The sequence below is a fragment of the Oceanobacillus halophilus genome (genome assembly GCF_003628505.1).
GTDB lineage: Bacteria > Bacillota > Bacilli > Bacillales > Amphibacillaceae > Oceanobacillus > Oceanobacillus halophilus.
The window spans coordinates 12,611-29,149 of record NZ_RBZP01000028.1; the positions used below are offsets into that span (position 1 = coordinate 12,611).

Here is a 16,539-nt window from a genome sequence, read left to right on the forward strand (position 1 = left end):
GGGAAGTAATATGAAATCGGAAGCGGAAGTAAAAACAAATTATAGGGTAAAAAAACAGAAAAGCATCGCTCGCATTTTTTCCAATCATATGCTCCTTACTGGTTTGGTGATTATCGTGATCATGGCTATTATTTCGGTTCTCGCGCCATTTATCGCGCCGTATGATCCATATGCCATTGATCCGTTAAATCGTTTAAAGCCTCCGAGCGTGGAGCACTTCTTTGGTACAGATGATTTTGGGCGGGATTTATTTAGCAGGGTCATATATGGAACAAGGATATCGTTCTTTATCGGAGCGGTGGTCGCAATTTTGGCTGGTGTTATTGGGCTAATAGTGGGATTGATATCTGCTTATTATTCTATTTTGGATCACATATTAATGCGTATCGTTGATGGGATTTATGCCTTTCCTTCCATTTTATTAGCATTAGCAATAGTAGCAGTAAGGGGACCGGATGTAGTGAATGTACTTATTGCGCTAGTCATCGTCTATATTCCATCCATCGCTCGTGTCGTCCGGTCAGCTGCGTTAGTGGTGAAAGAACAAACTTTCGTGGAGGCGTTAAATGCTCAAGGGGCTAGTAAATGGAGAGTCTTGGTTATCCATACTATTCCAAATTTGTTATCACCCCTTATTATTCAGGTTACGTTTGTCTTTGCCGTTGCAATTATTACGGAAGCGGCACTTAGTTTCTTAGGCGCGGGTATTCCTGCTCCATCACCAAGTCTTGGTAATATTCTCTTTGACGGGAAAAATGTCATCTATCATTCATGGTGGATGACGGTATTCCCTGGTAGTTTTATTATTCTTTTAGTCCTTGGATTAAATTTAGCCGGTGATGGTCTAAGAGATTTGTTAGATCCGAAAATTGTCAATGCAAAACGCAAAAAAAGCAGGCTAATTAAAACTGGGAAGAAGGTGGGAAGGCATGGACAACAATAAACATTTATTAGATATCCGTGGTTTGAAGGTTTCCTTCTGGACAGAAAAAGGACGATTAACGGCAGTGGAAGATGCTACCTTTTCCATCAAAAAGGGGGAAACCATAGGGGTAGTCGGCGAATCAGGGTGTGGAAAAAGTGTGACATCGGAGTCCATTTTACAATTACATGATGAACAATTGACGGACTACGAGGGGCAAATTCTCTATAAAGATAGGAATCTATTAGATGAACCAGAGCGTAAACTGCGGAAGATTCGTGGTAATGAGATTTCAATGATTTTCCAAGATCCAATGAGCTCCCTTAACCCGGTGTTCACGATTGGAAATCAACTAGTAGAATCATTAATGCTTCATAGAAAACCTTCCAAAAAGGCCGCCTATGAAAAGGCCATTGATGTTCTCCGTCAAACAGGAATTCCGTCACCTGAAAAACGTATCCATGACTACCCGCATCAATTATCGGGTGGAATGAGACAGCGGGTTATGATTGCACTTGCGATTAGTTGTGAACCAGAATTACTGATTGCGGATGAACCTACGACAGCACTCGATGTAACAACACAAGCCCAAATTCTTGATGTACTTAATGAACTTCAAGAGAAAACAGCGATGGGGATTATGATGATTACGCATGATTTGGCAGTAGTTGCGGAGACGTGTGATCGGGTCGTGGTGATGTATCTTGGGCAAGTGATTGAAGAAACAACTGTTGATCAACTTTTTGAAAATGCCCTACATCCATATACGATTGGTCTTCTGAAGTCCATGCCTAGCATGGAAAGTGATCGTAGTGACCAATTATTTGAAATAGAAGGAACCGTTCCAGCGCTTGAAAATATCCCAACTGGTTGTAGGTTTGCTGACCGCTGTCCTTTTGCGACGAATAAATGTTTACAAGAAGCGCCTGTTTTAGAGAATGCCACAGTTTCTCATAAAGTACGCTGCTGGAATTATGAAGAAATTGCCTTAGAAAGGGGAAACGGCTATGCCACAACCACTTCTTAAAGTAGAACATTTAAAAAAAACCTTCCCAGTTGAATCTTCCGGTTGGTTTAAAAAAAATGAAGTAAAGGCAGTCCATGATGTTTCTTTTGATATTTATGAAGGGGAAACTTTTGGAATTGTCGGGGAGTCTGGTTGTGGGAAAAGTACTACTGGAAGGACACTACTAAGGTTGACAGAACCATCTGGTGGGAAGGTCATTTACCAAGACCAGGATATTTTCAGCCTAAAAGAAAAAAATTTTCGTCCGATTCGCGAAGATTTACAGATGATTTTCCAAGATCCGTTGGCATCCCTCGACCCAAAGAAAAGGATCGGCTATAGTCTGGAAGAACCGTTCATTATTCAGAAAAAGGGTACAAAAAAGGAAAGAAAAGAAATGGTACTAAAGATGCTGGAAAGAGTGGGTTTTAGTGAAGAACATTATCATAGATTTCCGCATGAATTTTCTGGTGGTCAGAGACAACGAATTGGGATCGCCCGCGCATTAGTCTTAAATCCAAAATTTATCGTTTGTGATGAACCAGTTTCTGCTTTGGACGTTTCTATTCAGTCACAAATTCTCAATCTATTAAAGGAATTACAACAAGATTTTGGCCTTTCCTATTTATTTATCGGTCATGATCTTAGTGTCGTTCGATATATTGCTAATCGAATTGGGGTGATGTATTTAGGAGAAATGGTGGAACAGGCACCAACGGAGGAGCTATTTGAAAATCCCTTACATCCATACACGAAATCATTGCTTTCCGCAGTCCCGGTACCAAATCCAAAAGTGAAGCGGGAGCGTATTGTATTGAAAGGCGAAGTTCCCTCTCCACTGGATATGCCCAAGGGATGTGTGTTTCATACTCGATGTCCATTAGCCATGGATATCTGTAAAGAAATCAAACCACCAACATATAAAGTGAAAGAAAATCATCGTGTACAATGCCATCTATATGAACATAGCGAAGTTTCTGAGGCGGATGGAGCGTAGGAAAGGAGCCTATAAGATGAAGAATTTTTTTCAACAGAATGAAAGCCATATGCTACAGCTACTTGAAAAGTTAGTCAATATGGATAGTGGGACCTATGTCAAACATGGGGTAGATCAAGTTGGTGCCGTACTTAGGGAAGAATATGAAAAAATCGGTTTTCAAGTAGAAATACATGAACAGGAAACACTTGGCAATAATCTTGTAATTCGGCATCCAGATGCGAAAGAACCAAGCATTGTCATGTTAGCACATATGGATACTGTTTTTCCTGAAGGTACCGTAGCGAAACGCCCTTTTACTAGAAAAGGAGATTATGCCTATGGTCCTGGAGTCATTGATATGAAAGCAAGTCATATAACCACTTTATTTGCTATTAAATCTTTAATAGAATCAGGAAATGAAGCATTTAAGAATGTCCAATTAATCTTAAATAGTGATGAGGAAATCGGCTCCATCGGTTCACGGCAACTGATAGAAGAAGTAGCGAAAAACAAGAAATATGCGCTAATCTTGGAACCTGCGCAAAACGGGAATTTGGTTAGCCAAAGAAAAGGTGGCGGCAAGTACTTTTTAAAAGTAACAGGAAAGTCAGCCCATGCAGGAGTCGAACCAGAAAACGGAATAAGTGCAATTGAAGAACTTTCAAGTAAAGTGTTAAAACTTCATAAGCTGGCAAGAAGGGAGGAAGGATTATTTGTTAATGTCGGACTCGTTAAGGGCGGAACATCGATAAATACGATTGCACCATCTGCTGAAGCTGCTATTGATGTACGAATAGATACTGAACAACAAGGGATTGCTATTGATAAAGCCCTTAAGGAAGTTGTTCGTACTTCCGATGTTGAAGGAACTAAACTAGAGTTAACGGGGAAAATAACCAGGCCAGCATGGGAATTAACGGAGGAATCCGGGCACTTAATTAGCATGATCGTGGAAGAAGGAGAAAAACTTGGACTTTCTTTAGACCATGAGAAAAGTGGTGGCGGTTCCGATGGTAATCTGACTGGATATATCGGCACACCCACTGTGGATGGCTTGGGTCCAATCGGCGGTAATGCACATCAGGAATCCGAGTATCTCTACATTCCTTCATTAGTAGAAAGGTCCTTATTACTTGCTAATGTCATAAAAAGATTATCAACTTAATAGAAAACAAAAGGGGAGTTATCATATGTCAAAAATATATATTCTTCATGAAAATGATGAATGGACAGAACATTTAACGAAACGTCTCGATGAATTGAAATTACCTTATGAAGCGTGGCATTTGGATAAAGGAATAGTTGATTTAACAGCTGAACCTCCTGAGGGTGTTTTTTACAATCGTATGAGTGCCTCGTCACATACGAGAAACCATCGATTTGCGCCAGAATTAGCTGGGGGTGTATTGTCTTGGTTGGAATGGCATAATCGCACTGTTTTTAACGGATCAAGGGCCTTGAACCTTGAGGTTAGCAAGATTAATCAATATACAGCGCTCGAGAAAAATGGCATTAAAACTCCGAAAACAATTGGTGCGGTTGGCCGTGAACAAATTATCGAGGCGGCTAAAAAATTAGGCAAATCCTCGTTTATCACGAAACACAACCGAGCTGGTAAAGGGTTAGGAGTACAATTATTCCATTCTATAGAATCCTTAGAAAGCTATGTGAATGGTTCCGAATTTGAAGACTCTGTTGACGGAATTACACTTATTCAAGAATACATTCAATCTCCAGAACCATTTATTACACGAGCCGAGTTTGTTGGAGGGAAATTTATTTATGCCGTTAGGGTAGATACCTCAGAAGGGTTTGAATTATGTCCAGCAGATGCATGCCAAGTTGGAGATGCCTTTTGTCCAGTCGGGGAGGAAGAAGAAAACAAGCCGATGTTTGAAATCCTAGAAGAAGTCGATCTGGATTTAATTAATCGCTATGAAGAATTTCTTCAAGCAAGTGGAATCGATGTATCAGGAATCGAATTTATTCACGATAGAAATGGAGAGACGTACACATATGATGTGAATACCAATACCAACTATAACTCGGATGCTGAAGAAAAAGCGAATAAATACGGTATGTTGGAATTAGCTAAATTTTTAGGGAATGCTTTGGAATATAGTATGTCTTAAATAGAAAGAAAGAAACGCCATTTTCTAGTAAGGAGAGAATGGCGTTTTTGTTATGGAGTGATAAGGGTCAAAGGTGCGAGTGCCTGCATTTTAGCAGAAATCTATTAGACAAAATCCGACAAAATCCGGGTGGTGCCAGGCACCAAATGTAGTATTCTGCTTAAATAGGATGCTGCATTTTTTTTGATTTTCTTGTATGGCCAAAGTAACTAGTAACTATCAGATGCCTGAGTTGACTGGGACGAGGAACCTGTCCTCGTGTCCCTTCCAACAATTACATGCGAAATAATGAACATTGTTGTTTACCGACATCAAAGAAGCGTATATAATCAGGAAGGTATAATGAACGCTCTGGATTTAACTAACGGAGCATTTGATCTAATTACTCGTTCAATAATTCACATTAACTTATAGGAGATGGTAAGAATGGCCAGTGCTTTAGCTACGGGCTTATTAAGTGGGATATGGGCTTATATTGCACCACTTTTTGGAATGTTAACCTGGGCAGGATTTGCCGGGTGTACCACCTTTTTTGCTGTTGGAACCGGCGGGAGGAAAGGATTGCGTACTGCCATGATCTGTAATGCCGTGGGAGTTGCCTGTGGGATGTTAATTCTCAGTTTATCGGCAACCGTAGATATACCTGGAGGTGCGGCCATTTTTAGTGGGTTGGTAACTAGTCTCATGTGTTTACTTGGAAAGGTGAGACTCATGAATTACACACCAGGAATTTTTGTTGGGTGTTTTTCAACGTTTGCCATTGGTGGAGATTGGCTTGTTCTATTAATATCCCTCTTTGCTGGAGTGTTACTTGGATTTTTTAGTGCGGAGCTTGGAAGAGTGTTCTCTGGCTGGTACCAGAGAGTTGCATCAAAATCACAGAAAACGCATGTTCAAGAGGAGGAAGAGGCAGCTCAGCTTGTTAAGTAAAACGGGACAGAGGGACAGGTTCCTCGTCCCCCGTTTACTTGGGACAATGAACCTGTCCCCGTGTCCCTCTTTTGGGTGATTGGACCGGTGGACCTGTCCCAACAATATTTGCTGTAAAATTCGACGTATAATTTAAAGTAAAATAATGGTATAATAAAATCAACAAAAGGAGTTGATTTTGTGCCAAATATTAAGCCTGTTTCAGATTTAAGAAATTATAATGAAGTATTAAAGGATATTGTTGAGGGAGATCCTGTTTTTCTAACAAAAAATGGTAGAGGTAGATTCGCCATTCTTGATATTGAGGAATATGAAAAAAATCAAGCTACAATCAAACTTTTTTCAAAACTCATGGAAGCTGAGAAGGCCGTTAAAACAGGAAATGAATGGCTAACGGAAGAGCAAGTAAAAAAAGACCTTGGAGTCTAATATTTTATGCATCAATTAAGAATTAATCCCATTGCTAAACAGGACTTGCACGATATTAAAGAATATATAACTAAAGAGTTTGACGATCCAACAGCAGCAGTTGATGTGATTACAAATATTATGGGATGTTACGGAAAACTGGAAGAATTTCCGGAGCTCGGAATCGAATTATCATCTAAGATTGAAATCCCAACAGATTATAGGTATTTGATTTGTGGAAAATACATTGTCTTTTATAAAAATGACGAAGTATATGTATCCATTTATCGAATTTTATATTCAAGAAGAGATTATGTGAAAATTCTTTTTGATGAAGATAAAAATGAGATTAATAAGGAACAGAAATAGCTTGCTTAAAGCTTTTCCCACGGTTCGTTTTCTAAGTGAGTTAATTGGACCGTTGCGCCTGTTCCTCTGGTCCTAAATCGTCAAAGAGACAAGAAAAAAGTAACCATCCAGACCTCGACCAAAGGATAGGATGGTTACTTTTTTTGTCATTCTAATATTTTTTGGTCAGCCGCTCTTCATGCGGCATGTAGTTGCTTAGGTTGAGTGTTCACTGCACTCAACCTATATTTATTCTATTTAAAATATACATAAATTTTATCTGTTTTGTGAAATTATTTATTATAATTTGATTTTGTTAAGAGTGAGTGCAAAGGGGACCTTGAGACCATAGGGACAGGCACTTCAGGCAAAGAATATGCCCCCACCGCGCTTCTACACAATCTTCTGTTGCAAAATGAACTGAAAGGATTATTTTATTCGTACTCGCAGCATTTCATTTTTATTGCTATCAGCAAGCTTTTGTTCCAGGGAAGAGGAGCAGTTTGGACAAATAATCGCTTTGGATGGTATAGCAGTGAAGCAAAAAGGACATTCCTTCTTCATCATGGTTTCAAAAGGGTGCTGATGAGGCTTCTTCCAGTAATTGATTTGTCTTATCACAAGAAATACAACAAATAAAATAATGAGGAATCTTAGTGACGCTGATATAAATAGTCCGTAATTAATTGTTGCAACGCCAGCCTCCTTTGCTTCTGCAAGGGAATGATATTGTTTTCCATTGAGACTAATATACATGTTTTCAAAATTCAATTTAGAAGATAATAGTCCAAATGGTGGGAGAAGTATATCTTTTACTAATGAATCGATGAAGCCACTAAATGCGGCTCCTAAAACAACCCCTACTCCCATATCAACTGCACTCCCTTTTATCATAAACTGACGAAATTCATTTATTAATCCCATAAGTATATTCCTCCCTTCACGTCATTCTTATGAAAAGGAAGGACAACCTATGAATGATGGATTAGTGAGGCTAGAAGGCCAATGTGTCAGACACCCATTGCATTACAGATTTCAGATATTTATATTAGACATCGTAAAAATGCCAGTCGACTTGTTCAATCTTTGCTTCAACTAATAAACGAAGGAAAAGCCACATGCTGCAGCTACTTGAAAAGTTAGTCAATATTGATGGTGGCACCTATGTAAAACAGGGGTTAGATCAAGTTGTGCCGTACTTAGGGAAGAATATGAAAAAATGGGAGGATGGCGTTTTTTGTTTTGAGGTGATGTTGGGAGAGTACTCGTTTATTATTGTAGAGATACCCATTCGACAAAACACGACAAAATCCGGGAAGCGCCAGGCACCAGGAGGGGACGTGGGGACAGGTTCCTCGTCCCCGGGTGAGGCAATTTGTAATTTGATGGACTGCAATTTGTCCCTGCTAGAATATATCCACGCTTCCATCATTGATTCCATTTCCATCCAAATCCACATGCAGATCATGTTCATCTGGAATATTATCGTTATCAATGTCCAAAGATATTTCCGTTTGATCCGGGATTTGATTGTGATTGATGTCAAATAAAGGGTCGTTGCGATCATCTACGTTATTCTTGTCTAAATCCAACGTCACCTGATTCGAGTCGTCTCTTCCATTTAAGTCCCGATCAACAAATAGATCCTGGTTGTCGGGAATATTGTTTTGGTTCATGTCCATGAAGGGATCGGTTTGTGTCCAACCATCTGGGCGGAACGGATTTTGAAAAGCCATATGTGTCAATTCCTCCTTCTAATACGTTTCTAATAAATTTTCTTCATTTAAAGTTGGGGTAGCATAAATGGAACGAATAATTTTTTCTTTATTGATTGCATAACCATCCTCTACAGGAAGTTGCTTCATTACATAAAAATCAGTTAATCGTTCAAAAATCGCAACTTTTGATTTCGCGATACTGTCTTCCTGGAGTGTTTGGAGGTTTCTAGCCTGTTTTTTAGCCGCCGAATAATAGGTATTGCTAAATTGATTAACATAATATGGAAGCATGGTATCCATCAAATGGTCAAAGGAATCCAATGCTTTATGGATATAAAAATTAATTTTGAGATTTTCATTTTCATCCCTATTTTGTTGCAGGGCTTGTTGGTTTTTATCGCTATTATACGTACTCATGGCCGTAATGGCGCCTATTGCTATGGGTGCTATTCCACCGGTTAGCAAGCCAAGTCCAGCTATTGCCCCTGCTGCCACATAATTGGATGTTGAATTATTATTGGTTTGGTCAATCTTTTTCTTTGGTATGATAGCAAAGGATAATGGAAGAAGAGCATTTTCTATTTCTGTAAAATGTCGCTGCATTTGCGCAGATAGCGTAACTAATTTCGTTTGCAGCTGTTCATAAATGATTTCATCTTGATTCGGTAATAGCTTTCCTTCTTCTTTCCAAAGCATCTGTGGAAATTGAGTAGCTACTCTGTCCACCTGTCGTTTATGTTCTCTAATGGTATAGTACATATAATTCAATATCTGCCTGTTTTTCATATCCTGGCCGATCTTAGCATTTTCTTGAATTTCTTTCATTCCCATTTGCATGAATACTAGTTGGCCAAAAAAGTTATATAGCAAACTATCATTCACCTGTTTGCTCCAGCTGGAATAGAGATTCGTTAATTTCGCTTTTCGCAGTAACGGAATTTTCTTTTTCTGGAATACTGTTTGTAGTGTTTTTTCTACATTTGAATGATCCAGGTATATTTCAACATCCTGATTAGTGTATGATTTTAAATGAATTTTCATATTTTCTTGTCTATTATCCAGAATAACAATCGATTGAATGTCACTATATTGGATGAGTTTCCTATAGTTGGTTGACTGGTAAAAATGCAGCCCCTGTTTTTCTAGTGAAAATAAATATGGTTCCTCATTAACCATAACCATATCTAGTTTTTCTACCGTATCTTGCAGAAGGTCTTGCAGTTGTTTAGGGACCTTCGTAAATGAAACAAAGGAAACCTCATTTGTAGCGGATTTAAACTGACAGGATAATTCTTCTTTTCCTATTTGTTGCATTCGTTTTAATTGGCTGATTTTAAAGGAAAAGACTTCATAGAAATTATGAAAGATATAGATATCCTGATTTCCAAGTAGAAAACTAATCTTCTCCCCCTTAAATCTTTTGGTCCCGATTGTCCCGTAAACCGTTGTGGCGGAGTGGAAATAGTAATCCTTAAGAACGTTGTATGTACTTAAATTTAATGGAATCTTATTGTTAAATATTAAATAATAAGGATGTCCAGTTGAGTTGAAAAATAAAATCTCCCTCTTACTAATAAACAAATTGTCACTCGGTTGGATACTTAGTATTTTTTTATGGTTTTCTTCTAGCGTTACTGTCAATTCTTGCTGTTCTTCTTTAATAAGGACTGGTAATTCCTTGAAAGTTGAACCATTCGTAATGACAAGTTTAGCGTATATGCTTTGATAGTTACGAATGACATTTTCCAGTGACTTCTTCGATTGGTTAAGGGTACCGTTTCGATAGTTGGTGTAAAGTGCTGCATCTGGGAATGTCCTAGATAGTTTAGTTGCTAGTTTTTCTAGTTGTCTTTGTTCTTTACGGAGTTCGTTGACTTTGTCTCTATTACCTTTCCTCCCCGCTTGACGAATCGAATTAGTAAATTGTTCTACTTCTGCTCGAATACTGCTGAACAGTATTTCTACATCTTCTATTACATCAATGGTGCTCTGTTTCATCGAAGCATAGTTTGCCAGACTTTCTACTGCAACCTCAAGCTCGCGGTTTTTCATTTGATAGACTCCTAACTAGATAAAAATGGATGTGGGTATATTGTATCATACGTAAGTGTTAGGGTTATCTTTTAATATTCGCACAGCCTCACTTTTCAATAGCCACCACCACCTTATATTCCTCCTCTATATCGAATAATTCTAAAGAGAGGGGGGGACAAAGGGACAGGTTCCTCGTCCCAAAGTTCGTGGGACAAGGAACCTGTCCCTTTGTCCCTTGATAAATTCGACAAAAACCTTCATTATATTAGGGAGGAGGCCGGATATGAGATTAGATATACAACCTAATGAGAGAGCTTTCACTACGAAGGAAGTAGCGGAAAGTTTAGAGTTAGCAACAGCAACGGTACGAAGGTATGGGCAGATACTGGAACGGAATGGGTATGAATTTTTTAAAGATGGCGATCGACGGATTTTTGTCCGTTCAGATATAGAGGCACTAATAGCACTACGTGATACTGAAAAGTCGCAGGACGAGACGGCTAGAGACCTTGTGGAGGAACAAAAGGAAAGACTGAAGCAATCAACGGAAGTGGCCATCCCTGATACAGACGAGCAAATGCTAAGGGACCCGGCTCAGTTAAGTGAATTCTTCCAAGCTTTAGCTACTCAACTTGCCGCCGCAAGAGAAATGAATGTGCAGCTTTCGAACGATATGAATGAATTGAAATCCAAGGTAGCTCAGCTGCAGCAAGATCACCATGTTATCAGCTCTGGTGTTGGGAACTTTGCGCAGAAAACCTCCAAGAACATGGAGAAACTCTCTGAACAACAGAAAGAACACTATGAGAATCTATTAGACCAAGAAAGAGAGAAGAACGAAATCCTAAAGAATGAATTACAGCAAATGCGGGAAGAGCAGAGACAAGAATGGCAGTCTCAGACTGAATTTAATAAGCGTCTGGAAGAGTCGATGAATCAACCGAAAGGGCCGTTGGGGAAGATTCTGGCTTTGTTTCAGAAATGATGATGGAGTGGACACTTGAATCTTTTGGGGTTTGAGTGTTTTTTTGGTGTGTGGGGGACGGGTTCCTTTTCACAACTTGAAGTGGCAGTACGGTTGATAGAAAGGTAGGAGCGGTTGGTAGGAAAAGCAAGAAAGTTGATAGAAAAAGAGGGGGGACAACTTACCTGTCCCCCAGTCCCACGAGATCCGCAGCTCAACATTTAAATGAACATGGTATGGAGATATAAGGGGCGACTAGGATGTTTGTGGCGAATATAGAAAGAGCTATGAAGCAGTATACTCTCATTACTTCCAACAGCACTTCTTAAATTTCTTCCCACTTCCACAAGGGCAGGGATCATTACGCCCAATTTTCAAGCGATTTGCTTTTTGTTTAGCTTTTTCTTTCTGTTCCAGATTTGGGTAATCCACATTGTTCAATACACAATTTGCGTATAGTGGTTCTTTTAAATCCAGGATACTCTCATCGTAACCCTCTTCAATAAGTGCTACTACTTTTGGAATTGCTTTTGTTGAAAGTTGGCGACATAATGCATTGGCAATCAATGTTTTCAGACCTTTATCGGTTGTCTGGTCAAAGTGATACAGTAGCATTTCTTCCGCAGAGGGATGTTTTATATTTTCCAGCACATCTACTGCAAAAAAGGATGAAAATTCATTTATAACATATTTCTCAACTGCTGGAACTACTTCAGGTGTTCCAATTTTTATTAAGCTTTCCTTAACTTCTTCTAATAAAATATCTTCTTCATCCCTTGAAAGTAAATCTGTAAGTTGAGGGATCAAGGAAGATACTTTTTGCTCACCTGCAAGAAAAACATGATAAATGCCTTGATAGGTGAAGAAATCTTTGTCCATTTCTTCTTTTATCACTGCTTCAATCTTATCGAAATTAGGTTCGTCATATTCTCCACGTTTGGTCAATTCTTTAAAAATTCTTTTTCCAAAATGGAAGATACTTTGATTAGTTGCATCCTTTTTTAGTGATTTCAGAATATCAGCAACTTCGATGTATAACTGTTCCGTATTCAACCACTGCAAGCTTGCTATTGTGTCCAGAGTCTTTTTATTAATAAATGGAGCAAGTTCGTCTTGATATTTTGCGATTAGTTCGGAGTCACAGCGTGAGATAATGATGGAATACCAATGATAATTATCATCATTTCTATTAAGTCGGGTGATTACCTCTTTTAATATATTTTGAGTTACGGGAATGTGATTTGTAAATGGAATAATCGGATTAATCATGGGGTCTGGCTCTAACTTATCCAAAGCTTGCAAAGCATAGAAAAAAGTACGCTCTGTTGCCAAGTAAGCATCATTGAGAGAACGTAGCGCAAAATCACGCAGTACTTTATCATCACTTAAAATATACGGTTCTACTGTTTGTACAAATGTATTAGCCATCATATGTATTCCCCTTTCTAGTGTGGGACAGAGGGACAGGTTCGTCGTCCCAAAACGGTGGTTCTTTTTAATAGTAACCTAGATCGGAGGAATTAAACAAACGTTTGATCATTTTAGGGCTAGAATAATTAGTAAAGAATGCAGCACTCTGATAAAAATACGGCGCGCTGGACTTACTATTTTTGTAATTCCTGAGCTGTTACTGAATTATTCAAGAGAACTGGGACGAGGAACCTGTCCCCGTGTCCCGCTCATCATATTTCAATAAGTAAAATCATACATTAAAAAACATAGGAATCTAACAGTAGAGGAAGTGAAAAGACTGGTGAGGGTAGATGTTGTTGTAGTTGGTGGTGGGATTATGGGAGCTTCTATCAGTTACCATCTTGCTAGGCAGGGTGTAAAGGTAATGGTGATTGAAAAAGGAAGCATAGCGAATGTTGGGGGCGCATCCCGTGCATCTGCGGGAGGTTTAAGAGAGAATGATAGAGATTTACGTGAGTTACCATTGGCACAATATAGCTTGGAACGTTGGAAGAGGTTAGAAGAGGAGTTAGAGGAAGATATTGAATTTACCCCTAGTGGGCAATTAAAGCTTTTTAATGATACTACAAAATTAGAGAAGATTATGGAAGATAATAAGAAGAAACGAATTCCAAGTACAATCTTAGATAGGCAGGGAATTAAAGAGGTATCTACTCATATATCTTCTGCATTTTCACATGGTATTTATTATCTGAATGGCGGACATGCCAATCCTTATTTAGCAACTTTGGCATTTATTCATGCTGCTAAGAGGTATGGTGCTATAGTTAAGACTGGATTAGGGGTATCTGGAATAAGCGTGAAGTCGGGAAAGGTACAAGGTGTATTTACAGGAGATAAGATTGTTTCGTGTGATAAGGTCATTAATGCCACTGGAGCATGGGCGCCTATTTTGCATGAGACACTTGGGATAGAGTGGTCTTTGCCCATTAGTCCAAGAAGCCCACAAATGTCGGCAACCTTACCTGCTCCTAAATTTCTTGGCCCTGTCATTAGCATTGAAGGGAGAAAGCTCTCGTTAAAACAAACAATGGATGGAAGAATTAGAGCAGGTGGCGGCTATCAAAGTGATCCAGGGCCAACGAAATTTTCTGCGACATATTCAGAGGAAAGTTTAAACGAACAAAGAAAACAGGTACTTTCTGTATTACCTGAAGCAAGTAGTTATCCAGTAGATTTCACCTATTACGGGATAGAGGCTCAGTGTGTAGATGAAGTGCCTATATTGGGTTCTATACCAGATATAGAGGGTTATTTACTAGCCACAGGATTTAGTGGTCACGGATTTACCTTATCACCTGGTATTGGCCAAGTAATGGCAGACATCGTACAAGAAAAGGAGCCTACTATTTCTATCGATGGTTTGACGGTAGAACGGTTATTAGATAAGTCTATTCAGTATGAAAAACAGGGGAGAAGTTTCCCTGGTTAACTAGTTCCATATATCTAAAGTAGATATGTATTATTATAGATTGTCATAAATCTTGTCCTCTTTCCATATATTTTTCCTAAATAGCGATGGTAAAGGTAAAGGGGATGAGAGAATGTTTCCAAGTGAGTCAATTGTATCCAATACGCTAAGTAGTCTATTGTTTTATACGGTATGCTTAGGTATGCTCTTACTAATAGGTGTTCTGATTAGAGTTAAGGTGAATTTTATTAGAAAGTTATTTATTCCAGCTTCCTTAATAGCTGGTTTTATAGGATTAGTATTGGGTCCACATGTGTTAGGGTTGTTACCAGATGAAATGATGAGTACGTGGTCCGGTTTCTCCGGGGTTCTTATATCGATTGTATTTGCTCCCATGTTAATAGGAGTAACTATCAATTTTCAACGAATAAAAGAAACCCAAACCATATCCCAGTTAATATTTTCGTGGAACACAAGTTTCCTGCAATGGGGAGTGCCTTTAGTAATAACTGCTATTCTTCTTGTTCCGTTATTTGGTGTTAATCCTCTGTTTGGGGCGTTAACGGAAATAGGCTGGTCTGGTGGTCATGGAACGGCAGGAGGAATGGTAGAGTCGTTTAATGAATTAAACTGGGCTGCTGGTGGAAGTTTAGGTTTAACTATTGCGACAATAGGTTTACTATTTGGGATCATTTCAGGAGTTATCATCATTAATTATGGTGTGCGCAAAGGGTATACTAATTACCTTACTACTAACGATTCCCTAGGGACTAAAGAATCAAAAGATATTTATGAACCAAATGAACAAACTACATCGTCTGTTCGTACGATCCGAAATGAGGTGGTCGATGGATTTGCCTTTCATTTCTCATTAATTGGAGTTGCTATCTTTATTGGATGGATACTAAAAGGGGTTATAGATAACTTTATTACTGGAATGCCACTATTCCCTTTAGCTATGATTGGTGGTTTCTTAGTAGGTCTTGTTTTGAAAAGAACGAGCCTATATCATGCAATTGATACTAGTACGTTTCGCAGAATTCAAGGCATATCCTTAGATTTCCTAATAACTGCTGCAGTGGCAACTATTAGTATACCAGTCGTACTTGAATATTTTTGGCCGTTGTTGATTATTACGATTGTAACGATGGTAATGATGGTTTGCTTCTTCTTTTATTTTGGACCAAGATTGTTTCAAAAGGATTGGTTTGAACACTCAATTATCCTGTTTGGAACCGCATGCGGAGTTGCGGCAATCGGATATATGTTGCTTCGAATGGTAGATCCAGACTTGAAATCAGATGCATTCATAGCCTATGGTCTAAGAGCGCCATTCTCTAGTCCATTTGCAGGTGGCGGTTTGGTAACTTCACTCATCCCCGTATTAACCGTAGCATATGGTGCGCTTGTGGTTGGATTTGGCAGTATCGCTATCATGATAGTGATTTTTGTAATAGCCAAAGCATTTGGTCTTTATGGGAGGCATGAGAATACGTATTTTATAAATCGATAGGGTAGACACAAGCAGCAAGGCTATTGCTGCTTGTGTCTTTTTGATGTGGGACGGAGGGACAGGTGAGTTGTCCCGGATTCCGTAGATAGATGGTGAGTGCAGTGAGCATAATGCGTTAAGAAGTTGAGTGCGAGATTAGTAGAATGGTAGAGGTTTTAAATAGATATAATTTATTGTTGTTGGAGATAGGTTGAATGATGAAATTACAATAAATTTTAAAAAGATTAAAATAACTTACATAATTTGACTTATGAAATAATTATGGTAGAATTTACCTATAATTTCTATGAAGGGGGGGTAAAATAGATTATTCTTTATTGTTTTAAGTCTTTTTACCTATATGTTATAGAAGAATAGTCTATTAATTTAACGATGGAAGGATTAATTTTATTTATTGTAGTAATCATTGCTGCTGCTTTTTATTTCTTACCAACTATAGTAGCAAAGATTAACAATCAACCAAATTTCGCATCCATTCTAGTATTAAATCTATTTTTAGGTTGGTCTCTAATTGGATGGGTTGTATCTTTAGTTTGGGCAGTAAAAAAAGAAACTGCCAGACAATAATGTAAAAGGTCCTCACTATATTTTGTGAGGACCTTTTTTGCGAGTGGCAGCACATACATCTTTAGGGTGAGAGTCCCGAATGCGCCGTGCAGCCGGTAAGCATTAGCTGACAAATAGTGCGTTGACTGCGAAGT

16 protein-coding genes are annotated in these 16,539 nt (G+C 38.7%); 12 read left to right on the top strand and 4 right to left on the bottom strand.

Translation table 11 applies throughout. From position 1 onward, the window contains the following. Nucleotides 1-10 precede the first annotated feature (10 nt). From D8M06_RS18530 to D8M06_RS18565, 8 genes are all read left to right on the top strand, one after another. Nucleotides 11-943: an ABC transporter permease gene (locus tag D8M06_RS18530; RefSeq protein WP_121206072.1), complete on the top strand. Its 933-nt coding sequence runs from the start codon at nucleotides 11-13 to the stop codon at nucleotides 941-943. Next, nucleotides 930-1,949 (top strand): ABC transporter ATP-binding protein, encoded by a 1,020-nt coding sequence (locus D8M06_RS18535; RefSeq protein WP_121206073.1) that lies wholly within the window; start codon nucleotides 930-932, stop codon nucleotides 1,947-1,949. Before D8M06_RS18530 ends, D8M06_RS18535 begins: the two co-directional genes overlap by 14 nt. Then, nucleotides 1,930-2,925 (top strand): ABC transporter ATP-binding protein, encoded by a 996-nt coding sequence (locus tag D8M06_RS18540; RefSeq protein ID WP_121206074.1) that lies wholly within the window; start codon nucleotides 1,930-1,932, stop codon nucleotides 2,923-2,925. Before D8M06_RS18535 ends, D8M06_RS18540 begins: the two co-directional genes overlap by 20 nt. A gap of 16 nt (nucleotides 2,926-2,941) precedes the next feature. Beyond that, nucleotides 2,942-4,072 (top strand): M20 family metallopeptidase, encoded by a 1,131-nt coding sequence (locus D8M06_RS18545; RefSeq protein ID WP_121206075.1) that lies wholly within the window; start codon nucleotides 2,942-2,944, stop codon nucleotides 4,070-4,072. Between the two features lie 25 nt (nucleotides 4,073-4,097). Continuing rightward, nucleotides 4,098-5,039 carry an ATP-grasp domain-containing protein gene (locus D8M06_RS18550; RefSeq protein ID WP_121206076.1) on the top strand — a complete coding sequence of 314 codons (942 nt, stop codon included), beginning with the start codon at nucleotides 4,098-4,100 and terminating at the stop codon, nucleotides 5,037-5,039. 426 nt (nucleotides 5,040-5,465) lie between these two features. Beyond that, entirely contained in the window at nucleotides 5,466-5,969 is a 504-nt protein-coding gene (locus tag D8M06_RS18555) for a DUF1097 domain-containing protein (protein ID WP_121206077.1), read from the top strand. Nucleotides 5,970-6,149: 180 nt separating this feature from the next. Further along, nucleotides 6,150-6,398, top strand: coding sequence for a type II toxin-antitoxin system prevent-host-death family antitoxin (locus D8M06_RS18560; RefSeq protein ID WP_121206078.1), 249 nt, complete (start codon nucleotides 6,150-6,152; stop codon nucleotides 6,396-6,398). A gap of 6 nt (nucleotides 6,399-6,404) precedes the next feature. Continuing rightward, a complete protein-coding gene (locus D8M06_RS18565) occupies nucleotides 6,405-6,746 on the top strand; it encodes a type II toxin-antitoxin system RelE/ParE family toxin (protein WP_121206079.1) in 342 nt (113 codons plus the stop codon). 408 nt (nucleotides 6,747-7,154) lie between these two features. Here D8M06_RS18565 and mscL read toward each other — a convergent pair whose 3' ends face one another. The 3 genes from mscL to D8M06_RS18580 form a co-directional block, all read right to left on the bottom strand. Then, nucleotides 7,155-7,649 carry a large conductance mechanosensitive channel protein MscL gene (gene mscL / locus D8M06_RS18570; RefSeq protein WP_121206080.1) on the bottom strand — a complete coding sequence of 165 codons (495 nt, stop codon included), beginning with the start codon at nucleotides 7,647-7,649 and terminating at the stop codon, nucleotides 7,155-7,157. Between the two features lie 482 nt (nucleotides 7,650-8,131). Next, nucleotides 8,132-8,461 (bottom strand): hypothetical protein, encoded by a 330-nt coding sequence (locus tag D8M06_RS18575; RefSeq protein WP_121206081.1) that lies wholly within the window; start codon nucleotides 8,459-8,461, stop codon nucleotides 8,132-8,134. 18 nt (nucleotides 8,462-8,479) lie between these two features. Further along, nucleotides 8,480-10,495, bottom strand: a complete 2,016-nt coding sequence (locus D8M06_RS18580; protein ID WP_121206082.1) for a hypothetical protein — start codon at nucleotides 10,493-10,495, stop codon at nucleotides 8,480-8,482. 265 nt (nucleotides 10,496-10,760) lie between these two features. Between D8M06_RS18580 and D8M06_RS18585 the strand changes: the two genes are divergently transcribed. Next, a complete protein-coding gene (locus D8M06_RS18585) occupies nucleotides 10,761-11,462 on the top strand; it encodes a DNA-binding protein (RefSeq protein WP_121206083.1) in 702 nt (233 codons plus the stop codon). Nucleotides 11,463-11,747: 285 nt separating this feature from the next. Here the strand turns inward: D8M06_RS18585 and D8M06_RS20325 are convergent, their stop codons facing one another. Continuing rightward, on the bottom strand, nucleotides 11,748-12,869 hold the full coding sequence (locus tag D8M06_RS20325) for an SEC-C metal-binding domain-containing protein (RefSeq protein WP_277749495.1): 1,122 nt from the start codon (nucleotides 12,867-12,869) through the stop codon (nucleotides 11,748-11,750). Nucleotides 12,870-13,194: 325 nt separating this feature from the next. Between D8M06_RS20325 and D8M06_RS18595 the strand changes: the two genes are divergently transcribed. The 3 genes from D8M06_RS18595 (at nucleotide 13,195) to D8M06_RS18605 (ending at nucleotide 16,405) form a co-directional block, all read left to right on the top strand. Further along, the gene (locus D8M06_RS18595; protein WP_121206084.1) at nucleotides 13,195-14,346 is read left to right on the top strand and encodes an NAD(P)/FAD-dependent oxidoreductase; all 1,152 of its coding nucleotides are present in this window, start codon (nucleotides 13,195-13,197) and stop codon (nucleotides 14,344-14,346) included. A gap of 112 nt (nucleotides 14,347-14,458) precedes the next feature. Further along, nucleotides 14,459-15,838: a sodium/glutamate symporter gene (locus tag D8M06_RS18600; RefSeq protein WP_121206085.1), complete on the top strand. Its 1,380-nt coding sequence runs from the start codon at nucleotides 14,459-14,461 to the stop codon at nucleotides 15,836-15,838. Between the two features lie 372 nt (nucleotides 15,839-16,210). Further along, entirely contained in the window at nucleotides 16,211-16,405 is a 195-nt protein-coding gene (locus D8M06_RS18605; protein WP_121206086.1) for a superinfection immunity protein, read from the top strand. Nucleotides 16,406-16,539: the final 134 nt, after the last annotated feature.